The organism is Pseudomonas sp. W5-36, from assembly GCF_046540455.1.
Classification (GTDB): domain Bacteria; phylum Pseudomonadota; class Gammaproteobacteria; order Pseudomonadales; family Pseudomonadaceae; genus Aquipseudomonas; species Aquipseudomonas graminis_B.
In genome coordinates this window covers 1-17,589 of record NZ_JAXCIQ010000027.1, presented here as the reverse complement: position 1 = coordinate 17,589, position 17,589 = coordinate 1, and the positions used below count along the sequence as shown (strand labels likewise).

16 protein-coding genes are annotated in these 17,589 nt (G+C 62.8%); 4 read left to right on the top strand and 12 right to left on the bottom strand.

Annotated features, from left to right (window positions below):
* Positions 1–29: 29 nt before the first annotated feature.
* The 10 genes from SLW74_RS26005 to SLW74_RS25960 all read right to left on the bottom strand — a co-directional run bounded on the left by SLW74_RS26005 (position 30) and on the right by SLW74_RS25960 (position 11,793).
* Positions 30–1,133, bottom strand: coding sequence for a sigma-54 interaction domain-containing protein (locus tag SLW74_RS26005; RefSeq protein ID WP_410930575.1), 1,104 nt, complete (start codon positions 1,131–1,133; stop codon positions 30–32).
* A 145-nt stretch (positions 1,134–1,278) separates the two neighbouring features.
* Positions 1,279–2,415, bottom strand: a complete 1,137-nt coding sequence (gene ssuD, locus SLW74_RS26000; protein WP_410930550.1) for an FMNH2-dependent alkanesulfonate monooxygenase — start codon at positions 2,413–2,415, stop codon at positions 1,279–1,281.
* Positions 2,416–2,759: 344 nt separating this feature from the next.
* Positions 2,760–4,376, bottom strand: coding sequence for an inorganic phosphate transporter (locus SLW74_RS25995; protein ID WP_410930549.1), 1,617 nt, complete (start codon positions 4,374–4,376; stop codon positions 2,760–2,762).
* 130 nt (positions 4,377–4,506) lie between these two features.
* On the bottom strand, positions 4,507–5,523 hold the full coding sequence (locus tag SLW74_RS25990; RefSeq protein ID WP_410930548.1) for a transporter: 1,017 nt from the start codon (positions 5,521–5,523) through the stop codon (positions 4,507–4,509).
* Positions 5,524–5,630: 107 nt separating this feature from the next.
* Complete coding sequence (locus tag SLW74_RS25985; RefSeq protein ID WP_192130100.1) at positions 5,631–6,464, bottom strand: aldo/keto reductase; 834 nt, start codon at positions 6,462–6,464, stop codon at positions 5,631–5,633.
* A 236-nt stretch (positions 6,465–6,700) separates the two neighbouring features.
* The gene (locus tag SLW74_RS25980) at positions 6,701–8,125 is read right to left on the bottom strand and encodes an efflux transporter outer membrane subunit (RefSeq protein ID WP_410930547.1); all 1,425 of its coding nucleotides are present in this window, start codon (positions 8,123–8,125) and stop codon (positions 6,701–6,703) included.
* On the bottom strand, positions 8,122–9,042 hold the full coding sequence (locus SLW74_RS25975; protein WP_065988671.1) for an HlyD family secretion protein: 921 nt from the start codon (positions 9,040–9,042) through the stop codon (positions 8,122–8,124). The genes SLW74_RS25980 and SLW74_RS25975 overlap by 4 nt, the downstream gene beginning before the upstream one ends.
* Positions 9,039–9,248: a DUF1656 domain-containing protein gene (locus SLW74_RS25970; RefSeq protein WP_065988670.1), complete on the bottom strand. Its 210-nt coding sequence runs from the start codon at positions 9,246–9,248 to the stop codon at positions 9,039–9,041. Before SLW74_RS25970 ends, SLW74_RS25975 begins: the two co-directional genes overlap by 4 nt.
* A complete protein-coding gene (locus tag SLW74_RS25965; protein WP_410930546.1) occupies positions 9,245–11,344 on the bottom strand; it encodes an FUSC family protein in 2,100 nt (699 codons plus the stop codon). The genes SLW74_RS25970 and SLW74_RS25965 overlap by 4 nt, the downstream gene beginning before the upstream one ends.
* The gene (locus SLW74_RS25960; protein WP_065988668.1) at positions 11,341–11,793 is read right to left on the bottom strand and encodes a MarR family winged helix-turn-helix transcriptional regulator; all 453 of its coding nucleotides are present in this window, start codon (positions 11,791–11,793) and stop codon (positions 11,341–11,343) included. Before SLW74_RS25960 ends, SLW74_RS25965 begins: the two co-directional genes overlap by 4 nt.
* Positions 11,794–12,363: 570 nt before the next feature.
* On the opposite strand from SLW74_RS25960, the gene SLW74_RS25955 reads away from it, so the two are divergent.
* Positions 12,364–13,032: a polysaccharide lyase family 7 protein gene (locus tag SLW74_RS25955; RefSeq protein ID WP_065988667.1), complete on the top strand. Its 669-nt coding sequence runs from the start codon at positions 12,364–12,366 to the stop codon at positions 13,030–13,032.
* A 12-nt stretch (positions 13,033–13,044) separates the two neighbouring features.
* Here the strand turns inward: SLW74_RS25955 and SLW74_RS25950 are convergent, their stop codons facing one another.
* Both SLW74_RS25950 and SLW74_RS25945 read right to left on the bottom strand, forming a co-directional pair.
* Positions 13,045–14,463 (bottom strand): heavy metal sensor histidine kinase, encoded by a 1,419-nt coding sequence (locus SLW74_RS25950; RefSeq protein ID WP_410930545.1) that lies wholly within the window; start codon positions 14,461–14,463, stop codon positions 13,045–13,047.
* Positions 14,436–15,131, bottom strand: a complete 696-nt coding sequence (locus SLW74_RS25945; protein WP_065988665.1) for a heavy metal response regulator transcription factor — start codon at positions 15,129–15,131, stop codon at positions 14,436–14,438. The genes SLW74_RS25950 and SLW74_RS25945 overlap by 28 nt, the downstream gene beginning before the upstream one ends.
* A 324-nt stretch (positions 15,132–15,455) precedes the next feature.
* On the opposite strand from SLW74_RS25945, the gene SLW74_RS25940 reads away from it, so the two are divergent.
* Genes SLW74_RS25940 through SLW74_RS25930 form a run of 3 tightly spaced genes read left to right on the top strand, consistent with a single transcriptional unit; the run spans position 15,456 to position 17,523 of the window.
* Positions 15,456–16,079, top strand: a complete 624-nt coding sequence (locus tag SLW74_RS25940) for a hypothetical protein (RefSeq protein ID WP_192130497.1) — start codon at positions 15,456–15,458, stop codon at positions 16,077–16,079.
* Positions 16,080–16,136: 57 nt separating this feature from the next.
* Positions 16,137–16,760 carry a cytochrome b/b6 domain-containing protein gene (locus SLW74_RS25935; RefSeq protein WP_192130106.1) on the top strand — a complete coding sequence of 208 codons (624 nt, stop codon included), beginning with the start codon at positions 16,137–16,139 and terminating at the stop codon, positions 16,758–16,760.
* Complete coding sequence (locus tag SLW74_RS25930) at positions 16,753–17,523, top strand: molybdopterin-dependent oxidoreductase (protein ID WP_410930544.1); 771 nt, start codon at positions 16,753–16,755, stop codon at positions 17,521–17,523. Before SLW74_RS25935 ends, SLW74_RS25930 begins: the two co-directional genes overlap by 8 nt.
* Positions 17,524–17,589 lie beyond the last annotated feature (66 nt).

The window sequence follows — 17,589 nt, the reverse complement described above, 5'->3', positions numbered from 1 at the left end:
GCAGTCCCACAGGTTGCCTCGCTGTGGGTTCACACCGACAAATGCAGCATCCGTTCACCCTGGGTCTGCTCGCCGGGGCGGCGCTTGTTGACGGCCAGTTCACCGATCTTGATCAGCCGCGCACGCACGACATTGCGGCTCAACCCCAGCAACTGCGCGGTGTGCACCTGGTTGCAGTGGCTGAAGCGATAGGCCGCGCGCAACAAGGCGTCTTCGACCTTTTCGTGCAGCGCGCCGGCCTGCTCCTCGAACAGCCGCTGGAACGCCCTGGCCAGCAGCGCTTCGGTTGAATCGTCGACGATGGGGGCTGAGTCCTCCTGACGCTCAAGGCGCAGGTTCGACAGGCGTAGATCGCTGGACTGAATCATGCCGTTGCGGCAGATCAGCAGGGTGTGGTGAATGACGTTTTCCAGCTCGCGAATATTCCCCGGCCAGCCGTAGGTCCGCAACTTGTGCTCGGCCTCGGCGCTGATCTGGATCGGTCCGCAGCCCAGACGCTGGCTGTAGACGTCGATGAAGTGCCGGCTCAGCGGCATGATGTCGCCCGGCCGTTCGCGCAGGGTGCTCAGCTCCAGATTGACGACGTTGAGGCGATAGAACAGGTCTTCGCGAAAGTGCCCGGCGTTGATCGCGCGTTCCAGTTGCACATTGGTCGCGGCCAGCACCCGCACGTTGATCGGCGTGCTTTTGCGCGAACCCAGCCGCACCACTTCGCGCTCCTGCAGGACACGCAGCAGCTTGACCTGAATGGCCAGGGGCAGATCGCCGATTTCGTCGAGAAACAGCGTGCCGCCGTTGGCTTCTTCAAACCAGCCCGCCTTGGCGGTGAGGGCACCGGTGAACGCACCTTTTTCCTGGCCGAACAGCTCCGCTTCCACCAGTGATTCCGAAAACGCGCCGCAGTTGACCGCCACGAACGGCTGGTGACGACGGCTGCTCAAGTTGTGAATGTGACGCGCCACCAGCTCTTTGCCGGTGCCGGTTTCGCCGATGATCAACACGCTGGCGTCGCTGGGCGCGACTTGTTCGATATGGGCCAGCAGCGCCTGGGATCTCGGGTCTTCGAACACCTGCGCGGTGGCACGAATCGAAGTCGCCAGGGCCGGCGAGGGCGGTAGGGTCAATAGCTGCATGGGGGTCACTTGTGGTTGGAACGGTAAGCTGGCTGTCATGAAGGACTCCTTGTCGCGATGGCCGTTGTCGCGATGGCAGATCAACCGTTTCCCACGCGCTGCGCGGTTGCGCAGCAAACGGGTGTTTCCAGGGGGGCGGCGAAACTTACTTCTGCGGTGGCAAGTCGTTGGCAATCATCTCGCCGAACGGGCCGGTGAGGTTGGTGATGCCGCGGCCTGCCAGGCTGCGATACGGCTCGGGCAACAGCGGGAACACCAGCTCGGCGAAGCGGTAGGCTTCTTCCAGATGGGGGTAGCCGGAGAAGATGAAGCTTTCGATGCCCAGGTCCGCGTATTCCTTGATCCGCTCGGCGACTTCCTGCGGATTACCCACCAGCGCCGTGCCCGCACCGCCCCGTACCAGCCCGACGCCGGCCCACAGGTTGGGGGCGATTTCCAGGTTGTCGCGACGGCCGTCGTGCAATGCGGCCATGCGGCGCTGGCCTTCGGAGTCGAAACGGGAAAAAGATTTCTGTGCGGCGGCGATGGTGTCGTCGCTGATGTGCTCGATCAGGGTGTCGGCGGCTTTCCAGGCTTCTTCGCTGGTTTCCCGGACGATCACGTGCAGACGGATGCCGAACTTGACCCTACGGCCGTTGCGCGCGGCGCGCTCACGCACGTCCGCCAGCTTCTCGGCCACGGCGGCAGGGGGCTCGCCCCAAGTAAGGTAAACGTCGACCTGCTCGGCGGCCAGTTCGTGGGCTGCCTCGGAGGAACCACCAAAATACAGCGGCGGATAGGGCTTCTGGATCGGCGGATACAGCGCTTTGGCGTTCTGCACTCTCAGGTGCTTGCCTTCGAAGTCCACGGCTTCGCCCTGCAACACGCGGCGCCAGATCTTCAGGAATTCGTCGGTGACTTCGTAGCGCTCGCTGTGATCGAGGAAGCTGCCATCGCCGCGGTTCTCATCAGGGTCTCCGCCGGTCACGACGTTGATCAGCAGGCGTCCGCCGGACAAGCGATCCAGGGTCGCGGCCATGCGCGCGGAAACGGTCGGAGAAATGATCCCCGGACGAATCGCCACCAGGTAACGCAGACGCTCGGTCAACGGCACGAGGGCCGATGCGATCACCCAGGAGTCTTCGCAGGAACGGCCGGTCGGAATCAGCACGCCGTGGTAACCCAGATCATCGGCGGCCTGGGCGACCTGCTTCAGGTAATTGAGCGTGACCGGGCGCGCGCCCTTGGTCGTGCCCAAGTAATGGCCGTCGCCGTGTGTCGGTAGAAACCAGAAAACATCCATGAGAAGTCCTTCGAGCGGAATCGGTGGGCTTGTGACAAGTGCACCCGTTATAAAGGCTCCGATTTATTCCGTAAAAGAACTGAATTCCATATTTTTATAACCGTTAGTGATATGCCCTGTTTCTTGGTTATCAAGGGGAAAAAGAATGCTTGAGTGGCGAATAAACCTGTAAGAGCGCGCTTTGTGGGACTGGCTTTAGCCGGGAGGGCGGCGGGCGTCACGCCGCAGGATTGAGGGTGTCGACACAGGCCTCTTCCCGGCTGAAGCCGGTCCCACTGAAAAGCACTGCGCAAAAAAAACAGGCGCCGAAGCGCCTGAAAGAGAGTACGGGAGACTCTTCGAAATCAGAAAATCTGGGTGAACAGCCAGTACAGGCTGCCCGACAACAGGATCGCGGCAGGCAGGGTCAGCACCCATGCCATCGCCAGATTGCGCAGGGTGCGCATCTGCAGGCCGGAGCCGTTGGCGACCATGGCGCCGGCCACCCCGGAAGACAGAACGTGGGTGGTCGACACCGGCAATCCATACATGTCCGCTGCACCAATGGTCAGCATCGCGACGACTTCAGCCGATGCGCCCTGGGCGTAGGTCAGGTGAGTCTTGCCGATTTTCTCACCGACGGTGATCACGATGCGTTTCCAGCCCACCATGGTGCCCAGGCCCAGCGCGATCGCTACCGCCACCTTGACCCACAGCGGAATGAAGCGCGTCGCGGTATCAATCTGCTGTTTGAACGTATCGACCTTGGCCTGGGTGTCCGCGTCGAAGTTGCCGACCTTGTTTTTGTCCATCAGGCGGATGGCTTCGGAGGTCAGGTACATGTCGTTCCGCACGTTGGCGGTGGCCTCGGCCGGCACCTTGGCCAGTGACCCGTAACTGGCGACCTGATCGCCGATCTTGCCGGCCATGACGGCCAGCGCCGGGACCAGTTCAGGGGTCGCCTGCTTGTCGCGGATGTAAACGGAAAGTGTCTGTCGGGAATCGGCCGGCGCGGGCAGGGGCGCCGCTTTGCTCAGGGCCTGTTGGGTGACTTGGGCGACCGCCGCGAACTGCACCGACTGGTCGGCCGGCATGGCGCGGTTCAACGCGTAGGCCATCGGCAGCGTGCCCACCAGAATCAGCATGATCAGGCCCATGCCTTTCTGACCGTCGTTTGAGCCGTGGGCGAATGACACGCCGGTGCAGGTCAGGATCAGCAGGCCGCGAATCCAGATCGGTGGCGGCTTGTTGCCTTCCGGCGCTTTATACAGCGCGCGGTTCTTCACGAACATGCGCAGCGCCATCAGCAACAGCGCGGCGCAGGTGAAGCCCACCAGCGGTGAGAGCAGCAGCGAATAACCGACTTTGGTCGCCTGAGACCAGTCCACGCCGCTGGTGCCGTCGCGGCCGTGCATCAAGGCGTTGGCGATACCGACGCCGATGATCGAGCCGATGAGTGTGTGGGAGGAGGAGGCCGGCAGACCCAGCCACCAGGTGCCGAGGTTCCACAGGATCGCCGCGATCAGCAGGGCGAAGATCATCGCGTATCCCGCCGATGAGCCGACTTGCAGGATCAGCTCGACCGGGAGCAGGGCAATGATGCCGAACGCCACCGCGCCGCTGGAAAACAGCACACCCAGGAAGTTGAACGTTCCCGACCAGACCACGGCGAAGTTCGGCGGCAGGGAGTGGGTGTAGATGACGGTGGCGACGGCGTTGGCGGTGTCGTGGAAACCGTTGACGAACTCAAAGCCCAGCGCGATGACCAGCGCCACGCCGAGCAGAATGAACGGCGTCCAGGTCAGCACGACGGTACCCAGATCGTCCATGTCCTGCTTGAGGCTGTAGCCGGTGTAAAACAGGCCCAATACCAGTACGACGCAGAAAATCACCATCGTCAGCACGCCAGGCTTGCGCCCGAATTGGGCACTCAGTCCGGGCCCCTGTTGCAGATGGCGTTGAGCCAGTGAGGGGGTTGCCATGGGTCGCGATCCTGTTGAGGTGGGATGGTGACCATGATCATTACAAAATGTGACAGAGATGCGACACGGGTCACGTTTTGGCTGGATTTACTGGGGTTAGGGACCAGAGGGCGCGCCAATAATGCTGCCGTCAATAATCCCGACTCTTGCGAAACGCCCACCGTCCCGCAATAAACGTAAAGGTTGCCACCAGCGCGACCAGCACCCAGAACCCGTGGGGATCGCTGGCCAGGGGGATGCCGCCGACGTTCATGCCGAAGAAACCCGCGACGATGTTGATCGGCAGCGCCAGCACGGTCACGACGGTGAGGGTGAACAGCGTGCGGCTGCTTTGTTCGTTGAGGTTGGCGGCGATTTCTTCCTGCAGCAGTTTGATCCGTTCGCCCAGGGCGGTGAGGTCGCTGATCACCAGCGCCGACTCTTCGGTGGATTGCCGCAGTTCTTGCAGGTCGTCTTCCAGCAGCCATTGCGGCGGTCGGTGCAGCAGGCGCATCAGCGAGCCGGGCTCCAGCGCCAGCAGCCGCTGCAGGCGCACCAGCACCCGACGCATGGCGCCCAGTTCCGAGCGGTTGTTGCTCAGGCGTTGGGAGAGGAGTTGGTCTTCGATCTTGTCGACGCTGAGGCTGGTCTTGCGCATGAACTGACTCAGCACGTCGCTCTGATCGCGCAGCAGGTGGGCGAGCAGTTCAAGGGGGGAGCGGAAGGTTTCGCCTTGTTTAACCGAGGAGCGCAGCCGGTCTACCGAGCGCAGCGGCTGATGGCGTGCGGAAATCATCAGGTTGCTGCGCACGCACACCCACAATGTGGCGATGTCGGTGGAGATGCGGTTGAAGTCGAAGACCACGTCGTTGACCACCGCGAGCAGGGCGGAGTCGACGTGTTCGATGCGCGTGGAGCGTGAGCCTTCGTGCAGCGCTTCGAGGAATTCGTCAGGCAGGTCGAGGTGGGTTTTCAGCCAGCGTTCGCAGCTGGCGTGTGCGAGATTCAGGTGCAGCCAGACGAACTCGTCGGGCTCGGTCGGGTGGCGCAGGCACTCCAGCGCGGACGTCGAATCCAGCTCACGGCCGGGTTCCTCGGGACGGAAGCGGAACCCGTACAGCAAGCCAAACAGATCTGAGTCCTGGTGATGGGCAATGCGTTGATTCATGAAGGCTCGCAGACGGGAAGTGCCCCGCAGAGCACGAGATCGAAAGCGGCATCATCGCAAGGGGTTTTGACAGTTTTGTGACGGTTTGTGTCTGTCAGCGATCTTGTTCAGACCATTGACAGCCGCGTCTTGCGCAGCGGCGCCGGCCATGAGGTATCAATCAGCAATTCATCCTCGATGGACAGCTCGATATCAACCGCCGCAGCGTTCAATTCCAGGTGATGGGGAGTGACGGCCTTGGGAATGGCGATCACGCCGTCCTGACGCAGTACCCACGCCAGGCTGATCTGCGCCGGGGTGGCGTCGTGGCGCTCGGCGACTTCGAGGATGGCAGGGTTCATCAGCAAGTTGCCGGCCTGGCCGATCGGGCAGTACGCCATCAACGGCATCCGGGCGGTTTGCATCCAGGGCAGCAGGTCGTATTCGATGCCGCGCTCTTCCGGGTTGTACAGCACCTGGTTGGTGGCGCACCCGCCGCCGAGGCCCAACGCGTCGAGCTCAAGCAGGTCTGACACGTCGAAATTGGACACGCCCCAGCGACCGATCTTGCCCGCTTCACGCAGACGCTCGAAGGCTTCAACGGTTTCTTCCAACGGGTACTGACCGGGCCAGTGCAGCAAATACAGATCGATATAGTCGGTGTTCATGCGTTTGAGGCTGCGCTCGCACGCCGCCGGAATGCCCGCGCGGCTGGCGTTGTGCGGGTAGACCTTGCTCACCAGCACGACCTCGTCGCGCCGCCCGGCGATGGCCTGGCCGACGACTTTCTCGGCGCCGCCTTCGCCGTACATCTCGGCGGTGTCGATCAGCGTCAGACCGAGGTCGATGCCCAGTTGCAGCGCCGAGACTTCCGCCTCGAACTGATGGCGGTCCTCACCCATGTGCCAGGTGCCCTGACCGATAACGGGGACGGTTTTGTCTGCCAGTTCAAGCGTGCGCATCGGGGGTGCCTCCGGGCGGATAGGACTGAATCATTAAGAGTCAGGCAGTACTGGCCGGCAGGGGTTCAATTTCAAGCGAATGCGCAGTGCGTGAGCGTGACTGCGTATCTATTGAAGGAGCGGCTTCAGCCGGGAAAAGGCCGGTGTAGGCAACAACAATCTCGCGGTGTGACACATGACGCCTTCCCGGCTAAAGCCAGTCCCACAAAAAGCAGTCCGTGCCAACCCGCGAGAACTCACTTATGCCCGTTCTCCCAACCCCCGCCCAGCGCCAGGAACAGGTCGATCTGTCCCATTGCCACTTGGGTATTCGCCGCCGCCAGTTGCGCGGTGACGTCGGTGTAGGTGCGGGTGGCTTGCAGGTCGGCGAGGAAGGATTCGCGGCCGGCCAGGAAGAACCGATGGGTCTGGTCCGCAGCCTGGCGCGCCGACTCCTCGGTTTCAACCAACGCATCGCGGCGTTCCAGCAGCGCGGTGTATTGCGACAGCCCGGTCTGGGCTTCGCGGATCGCGTTCAGCACCACGCCATCAAAACGCGCCAGCGCCACCTGATTCGACGCTTCGGCGATGTGAATTCGCGCCCGGGCGCCATTGGACGGGATGGTCCAATTGATCACCCCACCAAAGCCCCAGCGATTGGTCGACGGATCGCCCAGTTCATCGAGAATCCCCACAGTGCCCACGGTCGCGCCGATGCTGATGTCCGGATACAACTCGCCGGTCGCCACACCAATGGCCGCGGTCGACATCGCCAGGCGGCGTTCTGCCTGACGGACATCGGGGCGACGCTTGAGCAGCGCGGCGCCATCGCCCACCGGCATGACTTGAGCGATGTGCGGCAGCTCGGCGCATTCCGCCACCCCTTGCGGCAACTGGTTCAGCGGCCGGGCGAGGAGCATCGACAACCGATACAACGCCGACTTCTGCGCCGCTTCATAACGCGGTAAGTCAGCACGCAGCGAGCGGAACTGGGTTTGCGAGCGCGTCACCTGGGTTTCATCGCCACGGCCGGCATCGCGCAGGCGTTGGGTCAGGCTCAGGCCCTGCTTCTGCAGGTCCAGGGAGTGCAGGGCGATGTTGCGTTCTTCGTTGGCGGCGCACACTTGGGTGTACGCGCGGACCACATCGGCCACCAACATGATGCGTGCCGTGTCGGCCGCCGCCTGGGTCGCGTCAGCGTTGGCCTGGGCCGCTTCGATGCCGCGCTGCAGCACGCCGAACAGATCGAACTGGTACGAAGTGGTCAGGCCGACATCGCCGACGTTCGCCACCGGTACTTTCTCCGGCAGCAGATAGGCCTGGCCGGACTCCTGCAAGCGCTGCGCACCGGCTTTGGCCGTGCCGCTCCAGCCGCCGGCCGCATCGGCTTCGTTCATCTGAAAGCGCGCCCGTTGCAGGTTCGCCGCCGCGACGCGCAAATCGGTGCTCGACACCAGCGCCTGACCCACCAATTCATCAAGCTTCGGATCGTGATACAGCCGCCACCAGTCAGCCGGCACCGGCGCCGACACCACATTGGTCGACGAACCGGCCAGCTCGCCTTGCAGATCGGGTCGATTCACGGCGGCTTTCTCAGGCAGCGTGTAATCCGGGCCGACCACGGTGCAAGCCGACAGCAGCAAGCCCATGCCGACGGTGAGCAGGCGTGCGCGGTGTTTCATTTGGGCGCTCCTGGCTGGACGGTTTGATCATTTCCCTGAGTATCTGCGCGGGCGTCATCGATGATCGACACCGTCGCCGTGCGCCCGGCAATCATGCGGAAATCCGCTGGCACGTCGTCGAACGCAATGCGCACCGGAATCCGCTGGGCCAGACGCACCCAGCTGAACGCCGGATTGACGTTGGGCAGCAGGTTCGAGCCGCTGCTGCGGTCGCGGTCTTCGATGGCGGCGACGATGCTCACCACATGGCCGCGCAGGCGGGCGTTGTCGCCGATCACGCGGATGTCCACGCCGGAGCCGATGTGAATCCCGTCCAGTTTGGTTTCTTCAAAGTAGCCGTCGATGTGGAAGGAGTTGCTGTCCACCACCGACAACACCGGGCGCCCGGCGCTGACGAATTCGCGGTCGCGGGGCGCACGGTCGTTGAGGTAGCCGTCCACCGGGCTGCGGATCACCGAGCGGTCCAGGTTCAGTTGCGCCGAATCGACCGCCACTTGGGCTTCGTTCAGGGCCGACAACGCGCGGGCTTCCCTGGACTGGCTTTCTTCCAGTTGCTCGCGGGCCACCAGATTGCCGAGGCTGCGGTTACGGCGGTTTTCGCGCTGGGCCTGCTCCCAGGTTTCCTTGCGCTCCGCGACCGTGGCCTGGGCCTGACGCAAGGCGAGACGGAAACGGTCCTGATCGATGGTGAACAGCAACTGGCCTTTCTTGACCAATTGGTTGTCGCTCACCGCGACCTTCTCGATCAGCCCCGAAACGTCCGGAGCGATCTGGATCACGTCGGCGCGGATGTGCCCGTCGCGGGTCCAGGGCGCGTACATGTAATACATCACCATGCGCCACACGACGATCGCGGCGAGGGTGACAACCAGCAGGGTCAGGACCACGCGGCCCAGCGTCAGTAGAGGTTTTTTCATTTCATCAGGTATCGACTTAGGGTATCCACGACGCCGAGCAACAGAGCGTATAGACCGACGTTGAACAAAGCCCGGTGCCAGACCAGGCGGTAGAAGCGGGCGCGCGTCAACACGGCGTGCACCACCAGAAAAATCAGGTAAGCGATGCCCATCAGCACCAGAAAGGTCGGCAGGAAGATCCCGCTGATGTCCACATCACCGATCATAAGGGCGCTCCATCGATGCCATAGGGCGGTTGTTCTTCCTGCTCGGCGAGCACATCGACGATCTCCACACCCGGCAGCAGCGCCAGGCGCAAGCCACTGAGGGCGTGCAGCAGATTCAGCCGCGCGTCGTCATCATCTTCGCCGTTGAACGCCAGCGCGCGGCGGGCGCGGTCCATGGTCATCAACAGACCTTTAGGGGCGGGCAAACGCTCCCGGGCTTTCAGGCAGGCGCGGAAATGCGCACCGACTTCGGTCGCGACCTGGCGCAGCAATTGGCGCGGCGCCGGGTCGACCCGCGGCATGTAGGCCAGCAAGTCCAGCATGTTCAGGGCAACCCGCGCTTCGCGCAGTGCAGTGGTGGAATCCTGCGCGGTGATCGCCAGGCGCGGCAGGTGCTGCATCAGCCGGTCCAGCATGCGCACGCCCATGTGCCGGTGCTCGGCCAGGGTGGCGTCTTCGCTGAGGGAGACGATGTCGCGCCAGCTGAAGCGGGTCAGGCGCCTGGCCGCCACTTCGGTGCCGAACGGCCTGACGATCAGCGTCCAGACGAAGGCGAATGCCAGACCCGCCGGCCCGGCCAGGTTGGAATTGACGAAGTTGACGAAATCGGCGTCGTAGGCGCTCTGGATGCTGATGAAGGACGAAGTGTTGACGATGGTCAGCAGCGTGCCGAGGTAGAACTTCGGCTGAACGGTCAGGGTGCCGACGCAGATGAACGGCACTGAAAACGCCAGCACCAGCATCGGGAAGTCGTGCAGGTTAGGCAGCACCACGAACAGATAGAGGCTGGCGAAGATCACCGACATCATGGTCCAGAAGAAGAACCGGTAGATCTGCGGCGCCGGGTCGTCCATCGCCGCGAAGAAGCTGCACGACACCGCCGCCAGCGCCACTGCGCTCGCGCCATCCTGCCAGCCCAGCAAGATCCACAGCACCGACGCGACGATGATGGCGCTGACCGAGGTCGCCACCGAATACAGCATCATCCCGCGATCGAGAAACGGCGACAGTCGCCCCAGCCGCCAATGGCGATACACCGCGCGCCACGCCGAGTGATCATCGGTTTCGATGGCGTGCTGCAGGCTGCGGCAGTCCTGCCACAGGTCAATCCACTCGCGCAGGCGATACAGCGCGTTCGACAGCAGCAGGTGCCGGCGATCATCAATCTGCGCAGGGGTGGGTTGCAGGCGATCAAGCTCGGTGTGCAGGGCTTTCCAATACGTGACCGGCGCACCTTCTGCGGTCTGCTCGACCCAGTCGCGGCACTCGATCAACAGCGGGGCGAGGTCGGCGACGTGCTCGGGCGAACGCCGCTCCAGCGCCCAGAGTGCATCGTCCAGGGCGTCGATGACCGGCAGCAGATGAATCATCCGTCCGCGCAGTTCCTTGGCGTTGCGCACGGTCTGGCGATGGGCGCCTTCGTGGGGCAATTGGCCGATCATCAGCTCCAGGCTGTTGAACGTCCCGACCATGGCCGTGCGAAGGCCGCCGACAGCTTCCGGCGTGGCGCTGCGCGAGAGGAACAGGTCGCTGTAAGCCGAGGCGTCCTTGAACCACTTGCCCATGGCGTCGACGAGCACCGGCGCCAGCCGACGCGGCCAGAACATCGCGCCGACCACCGCGGCGCAGACGATACCGAGGAAGATTTCCTCGGTGCGCGAGACGGCGATGTCGAACACCGCCTGGGGGTTGTCGACCACGGGGAAGGAAATCAGCGGCATGGTGTAACCCGCCAGCATCAGCGCGTAGCTGTTGGCGGTGCGCAAGTGCAGGGACAAGAAGAGCAGGGTGCCGGTCCACAGTGCGATGACCACAGCCAGCAAAAACGGCGTCTGCACGAACATCGGCACCAGCACCACCGACGCCGCGGCGCCGAGCAGCGTGCCGGCGGCGCGGTACAGCGCCTTGGAACTGGTCGGCGCCACGAACGGGCTGGAAACGATGTACACCGTTGCCATCGCCCAATAGGGGCGGGGCAGTTCCATCATCAGTGCGATGTACAGCGCCAGCATCGACGCCGCGAACGTGCGCACGCCGTAGAACCAGTCGCGACCCGGCGGTACGCCGTCGAAAAACCCGTTGAACCTGCCGCTCAAGATGACGACTCCGGCGCCATTGGCGTGGCTTGGGCGATGGCGTTGAACACCCGTAACGTTGCCTCCAGGTCGGCGGGATCGACGTTGCTGAAGATGTCGCGGCGCAGGCGGATCAGCTCTTCCTCGATGGCGTTGGCCAACGCCCGGCCCTGATCGGTCAGGCTCAAGGCTTTGGCGCGGCGGTCGGTGGGGTCTTCGGTGCGCTGCACCAGTCCGGCCTTGCACAGCTGATCGAGCAGGCGCACCAGTGAGGGGCTTTCCAGCCCGCAGGCCTGGGCCACCGTCACCTGACGCACCCCTTCACCCAGGCGCGCGATCATCAGCAACGGGCCGGCGCAGGCTTCGGTGACGCCAACGTTGATCAGCGTGGTCTGGCAGACACGACGCCACTGCCGGGAGGCCGCGACGACGCCGCCGGTAATGCGCATTTGCAGGGTGTCAGGGTTCATGAAGAGGCCATTGGAACGATACGGAGTTTGGTTAGGGCCTGAATGATTAGGCGCTGCATTATTAGGTTGCTAACTAATAATATCTTGTAACACTGTGGGGTCGTCAAATGGAATCTGTCCTGGGGCGCCGGGCGGATTGTCGCAGGACGGTCTGGCCGGATGTCTGACAGAGAGCATGGGGCGCGCCAGATGGCTCTGATCGCTGAGTAGGAAGGCGGGACGACCAGAAGCAGGAATTTTCCGATACCGTCTGTCGGCTGAATCCTCGCTGGCTGAACTAATTTTCTGAGCGTCGTCTAAGTGCTCCTCCAAAAAAATGGCGCCAAATTATTAGCCCTTCTCCCCGGTTTCCGCTGGTTGGGCAAAAAATGAGGGCAATGAGCCACTTTGCCTCAATAGTGGCACTGTGCTTTCTTTGGGGGCTGCTTCTGCAGGTTCGGCGGTTTCTTGACTCCGGGGGCGACTAAAGATCAAACGGTTCAGCCGATAGCAAAGATGACGGGAACGGCAGTGACAGGCCTGTTCCAGACACCTTCTTTGCTGTGCGCCTCGCGCACCATGAGTGCACCCATGATTGATCTCGCCATCTGGAATCTTTCTATACCGGTCGGTATCGCAGCCGCCACCATCGACACGCCGAAACTCGTCGGCGGTTACCAGGATGGTTACTTCCGTTCAGGGGACACGCTGTTCTTCTGGGCGCCGGTTACAGGGTCAAGGACTGACAACGCCAAATTTCCCCGCACGGAGCTGCGTGAAACCTACGCCAACGGTGCGGTTCACAACTGGACCTACTCTGACGCGGACAACTTCCTGCGTGCCGCGCTCACCGTGGACCAAGTGCCTTCTTCGGGCAAAATCGTCATCGGTCAGATCCACGCCTTTGGCAGTACCGAGCCGCTGCTCAAGCTCGAATACCAGTACAAGGAAAAAACCAAGACCGGCAACCTCGTGGTGAAGTATCGCGCGACGCCGACGTCCGAGCCCGAAGTCATTCAAGTGGCAACCGGCGTGCTGCTCAAGCAACGCTTCACTTACACCATCCACCTGACCCAGGCCGGCAACCTGACCGTCAATGCCTACGACATGCAGTGGGGCGCCAAGCTGGACCTGACCTGGAAAGGCAAGCCGCTGTATTTCAAGGCGGGCGTGTACACCCAGGACAACGCTGGCTATGCCACCGAAGGCGGGGCGGCGACGTTCTACAAACTGCAGGCCACCCACGACAAGAAGGCGTGAGGGCTACAGCAGCTAGGCTCCGGGCTGGCGCGGGAACATCAGTGCGAAACAGATCCGCCCCGGCGCAGGCTGATTGACCGACACTTCGCCGCCATGCAACTGCATGATCGCGGCCACGATCGCCAGGCCGAGTCCGTTGGAATCGGAGCTCTGGTGCCGTGAGGCGTCGCCGCGATAGAAACGGTCAAACAGTTTGCCCAGGGTGGCGCCGTCCAGCGTCGGGCCCTGGTTCTCTACTTCGATGCGGCACTGCCTGCCGTTCTCAACCACTCGGCTCTCGATTACGCGAATGTCAATCACACTGCCTTCGTCGGCGTAGCGAATCGCGTTGGCCACCAGATTGCTCAGGGCCCTTCGCAGCAGCAGCGGATCGGCCTCGATCCGAGCGTCGCCTTCGGTGTGCAGGGCGATGTCCCGTTCTTCCGCCAACCCTTCGAAATAGCCCGCGACCCGTTGCATTTCATCCGCCAGGTCCAGCGTCTGGCGATTGAGCGCGGCCTGGGCTTCATCGGCGTGCGCGAGGAACAGGATGCTTTCGACCATTCGCGAGATCCGTTCCAGCTCCTCCAGGTTCGAGGCCAGCAACGCCTGGTATTCATCCTCGGTGCGCGGTTGCCGCAGGGCCACCTGACAATGCCCCATCAACGAACCCACCGGCGTGCGGATTTCATGGGCCAGGTCGGCGGAAAATTGCGTCAGCCGCTGATAGCCATCGGCAAGCCGGTCGAGCATCGCGTTATACGCCTCGCCCAGTTGCTGCAGCTCTACCGGTGTGTCGCGGTTGTCCATGCGGCTGTCCAATTGCGCCGGGGTGATGGCTGCGGCATGGCTGGCCATTCTGCGCAACGGCCGCAGACCCCGTCGCAGCAACACATATCCGAGCAACGCCGTCAGCACAAACGCGAGCGAAACGGCGAGCAGGATGCGGTTACGGAAGCCCGCCAGGGTGGCCATCTCCTTGACCGCAATGTGCGCGGCCGTCAGGTGCACAACCTTGCCGCCGGACACCGCTTCGACCGTCGCCGCGCGCATCGGCACGCCGGAATCCAGCAGGCCGCTGCGCATGTCGGCCACGCCCAGCGGCATGTTGGCCGGCACCACCGGCATTGGCGGCAGCGGCGCATGCAGCGGATTGACCATGATCACCGCAGGCTTGCCCGGCTCGGCGATGATGAAAATGTCGTCTTCGCTGTCGAGCATGTTCTCGAACAGCTGCGGGCTGCTTTGCAGCGTGGTCAGGGTCAGGTCGTACTGCAGCAGTTTGCGAAAGTGATCCAGGCGCGCCAGCACCGCATGGTCGCTGCGGGTCATGACCGCGCCCTTCATGGTCTCGTAGAGGTACATGCCGGCGCTGGCGACGGCGAGCATGGCCACCACCGAAAACGCCAGGGTCGCGCGCAGGGTCAGGGATGGCTGGCGTCGGGCTCGCATGGCCGCACCTCACAGACGTAACCGATGCCGCGCACGGTGTGGATGAGTTTGATCGGGTAGGGCGTGTCGACCTTGCTGCGCAGGCGCTTGATCGCCACGTCGACGACGTTGGTGTCGCTGTCGAAATTCATGTCCCAGACTTCCGAAGCGATCTGCGCCCTCGACAGCACGTCGCCCTCGCGGCGCAGAAACAGATGCAGCAGCGCGAACTCCTTGTTGGTCAGGGTGATGACCTGTTGCTGGCGCGTGACCCGACGGCGCAGCAGGTCCAGTTCAAGATCGGCGAGGTGGAAATGATCGGCCTCGCGCACCACCCCGCGCCGCAGGATGGTGCGTATGCGCAGGAGCAGTTCGGTAAAGGAAAACGGCTTGACCAGGTAATCGTCGGCGCCCAGTTCCAGGCCGCGAATACGGTCCTGCAACTGATCGCGGGCGGTGAGAAACAGCACCGGCACGTCCTGCTTCGCCCGCAGGATTTCAATGATCTGCCAGCCGTCGATGCCCGGCAGCATGACGTCCAGCACCAGCAGGTCGTAGCTGTGCTCCAGGGCCATGTGCAGGCCGTCGGTGCCGTGCTGGGTCCAGTCGACTTTGTAACCGGACTCGGTGAGGCCCTTCTTCAGGTACTCGCCAGTCTTGGTGTCGTCTTCGATAAGCAGAATGTGCATCGTCGGTCAGGCTCGCTTCACGTCATTGGCAGCGTCGCCGGCGTGGGCTGTCAGGTGGGTGATCAGATTGGACAGAAGCGGCGCGAAGGGCTGCAGGCCGCGCCGGATGTGGAGTGTAACCAACGGATGGCGCGCGGTCGGTTACATTTTTGTCATTGATTGCGCCCTGGCGGACACGCTCAACGCTGGTGTGCTTGAATGACAAAAATGTAATCGGGCGGTCATTGTCGGGTGCCGGTTGCGGGTACAGGATGGCCGTCATGCAACACACATGACCCTCAGCTTCAACTTTCCCCAACTGCCTGAAGGAATCCACCGATGAAGATGAAGACAGCCCTGACCACCACGTTCGGCATGCTGATGCTCAGCGCCGCCGTCATGGCATCTGCCGCCGGCATGGCCGCCGGTGACATGCCGGTGGTCAAGCCACTGCGCGGGACGGTCGACAGCGTCGACAGCAACACCCTGAATTTCACCACCCGTTCCGGCGCCCATCAGAGCATTGGCCTGACCGACAAGACCGGCATCCGTCTGGTCTCCAAGACCGACATCGCGTCGATCAAAGCGGACAGCTTCATCGGCTCCGCCGCCACCCCACAGCCCGACGGCACGCTGAAGGCCCTGGAAGTGACGGTGTTCGAACCGAGCCTGAAAGGCAGCGGTGAAGGCCACTACGGTTGGGAAAACGCTGACGGCACCACCGGCACCATGACCAATGGCACCGTCGGCAAGCTGAGCGGCAAGGCCAACGGCCGTACCCTGAGCGTCGGCTACAAAGGCGGCGAGAAGCAGCTGGTCGTGCCGGAAGACGTGCCCATTGCCTACGTGCAGTCGGGCAAGGTCGATGAGCTGGTCAAGGGCGCGAAAATCGTCGTGTTCCCGGGCGAAGACGGCAAGACCGCACGCGGTGTCGCGGTCGGCAAAGACGGCTTCCAGCCGCCGATGTAAGCGGGTTGCGGCGTCTCACGGCGCCGCTTTCACCGAATCCGTGATGAGTCTCGCACCATGAAAAAAACCAGAATTCATCCATGGCCCATCCGCCTGACGCACTGGATCAATGCCTTCGGCATGGTCTGCATGTTCATGAGCGGGTGGGGCATTTACAACGCATCGCCGCTGTTCAGCTTCACGTTCCCCCGGGATTTCACCCTGGGCGGCTGGCTGGGCGGCGCGCTGGCGTGGCACTTCGCAGTGATGTGGCTGTTGGTGATCAATGGCTTGATCTACGTGCTGTATGGCTTGTTCACCCGGCATTTCAAGCGCGACTTCCTGCCGGTCACCCCCAAGGCCGTCAAGCGCGACATGCTCGATGCGCTGCGTTTTCGACTCAAGCACGAGAAGGGCGTCTACAACGCCGTGCAGCGCCTGATGTATTGGCTGGTGCTGGCCGCCGGCGTGTTGATCGTGCTGACGGGGCTGGCGATCTGGAAGCCCATTCAGTTGCAGGAATTGACTGCCGTGTTCGGCGGCTACGACTTCGCCCGGTACGTGCATTTTGCGGCGATGGCGTTCATTGGCGCGTTCGTGGTGGTGCATCTGGCGTTGGTGCTGATGGTGCCGAAAACCCTGATGCCGATGATCACCGGCGGTACGCGTGGGATTGAGAGCGGGAAGGTCGAGCATGATTGAGCCTAAGAAACGCGCCATTGCGCGCATCAAACTGGAGCCGGCCCAGCAGATCCAGCTGGAGAGCCTGCAGCGTCGGCATTTCCTGAAAGGCGGGCTGACCGTGGGCGCGATGGCGATGCTCACCGGTTGCAACCTGCAGGACGGCGATCAGGTGGATAAGGTGCTGTGGAGCATGTCGCGCTGGAACGATCGGGTTCAGGCCTGGCTGTTCAGCGGGCAGAAGCTGGCGCCGACGTTCACCAAGGATCAGGTCCGCACTCCGTTCCCGTTCAATGCGTTTTACAGCGAGGATGATATTCCGGAGCTGGACACGGCGGACTGGAAGCTGGGTGTGTCGGGGCTGGTGCGCGACAAGGCGCCGTGGACGCTGGAGGGGTTGCGCACGTTGCCCCAGCGCAGTGATATCACGCGGTTGATTTGCGTTGAGGGCTGGAGCGCGATCGGGCAGTGGGGCGGTGTGCCGTTGCGCACTTTCCTGGAGCATGTGGGGGCGGACACGACGGCGAAGTTTGTCGGGTTCAAGTGCGCGGATCGGTATTACTCGAGTCTGGATATGCCGACGGCGTTGCATCCGCAGACGCTGCTGGCGCTGGATTTTGCCGAGGTGGCGCTGCCGCCGGAGTATGGTTATCCGTTGCGGGTGAGGGTGCCGACGAAGCTGGGGTTCAAGAATCCAAAGCATATCGTTGAGATTGTGGTGAGCAATGAGAATCCCGGTGGGTATTGGGAAGATCAGGGGTACAACTGGTTCAGCGGGATCTAGCCTGGCTTGAGATCTTTGAAGCAAGATCAAGATCAAGATCACGAGCGTCTGCCTGGGGGCAGACTG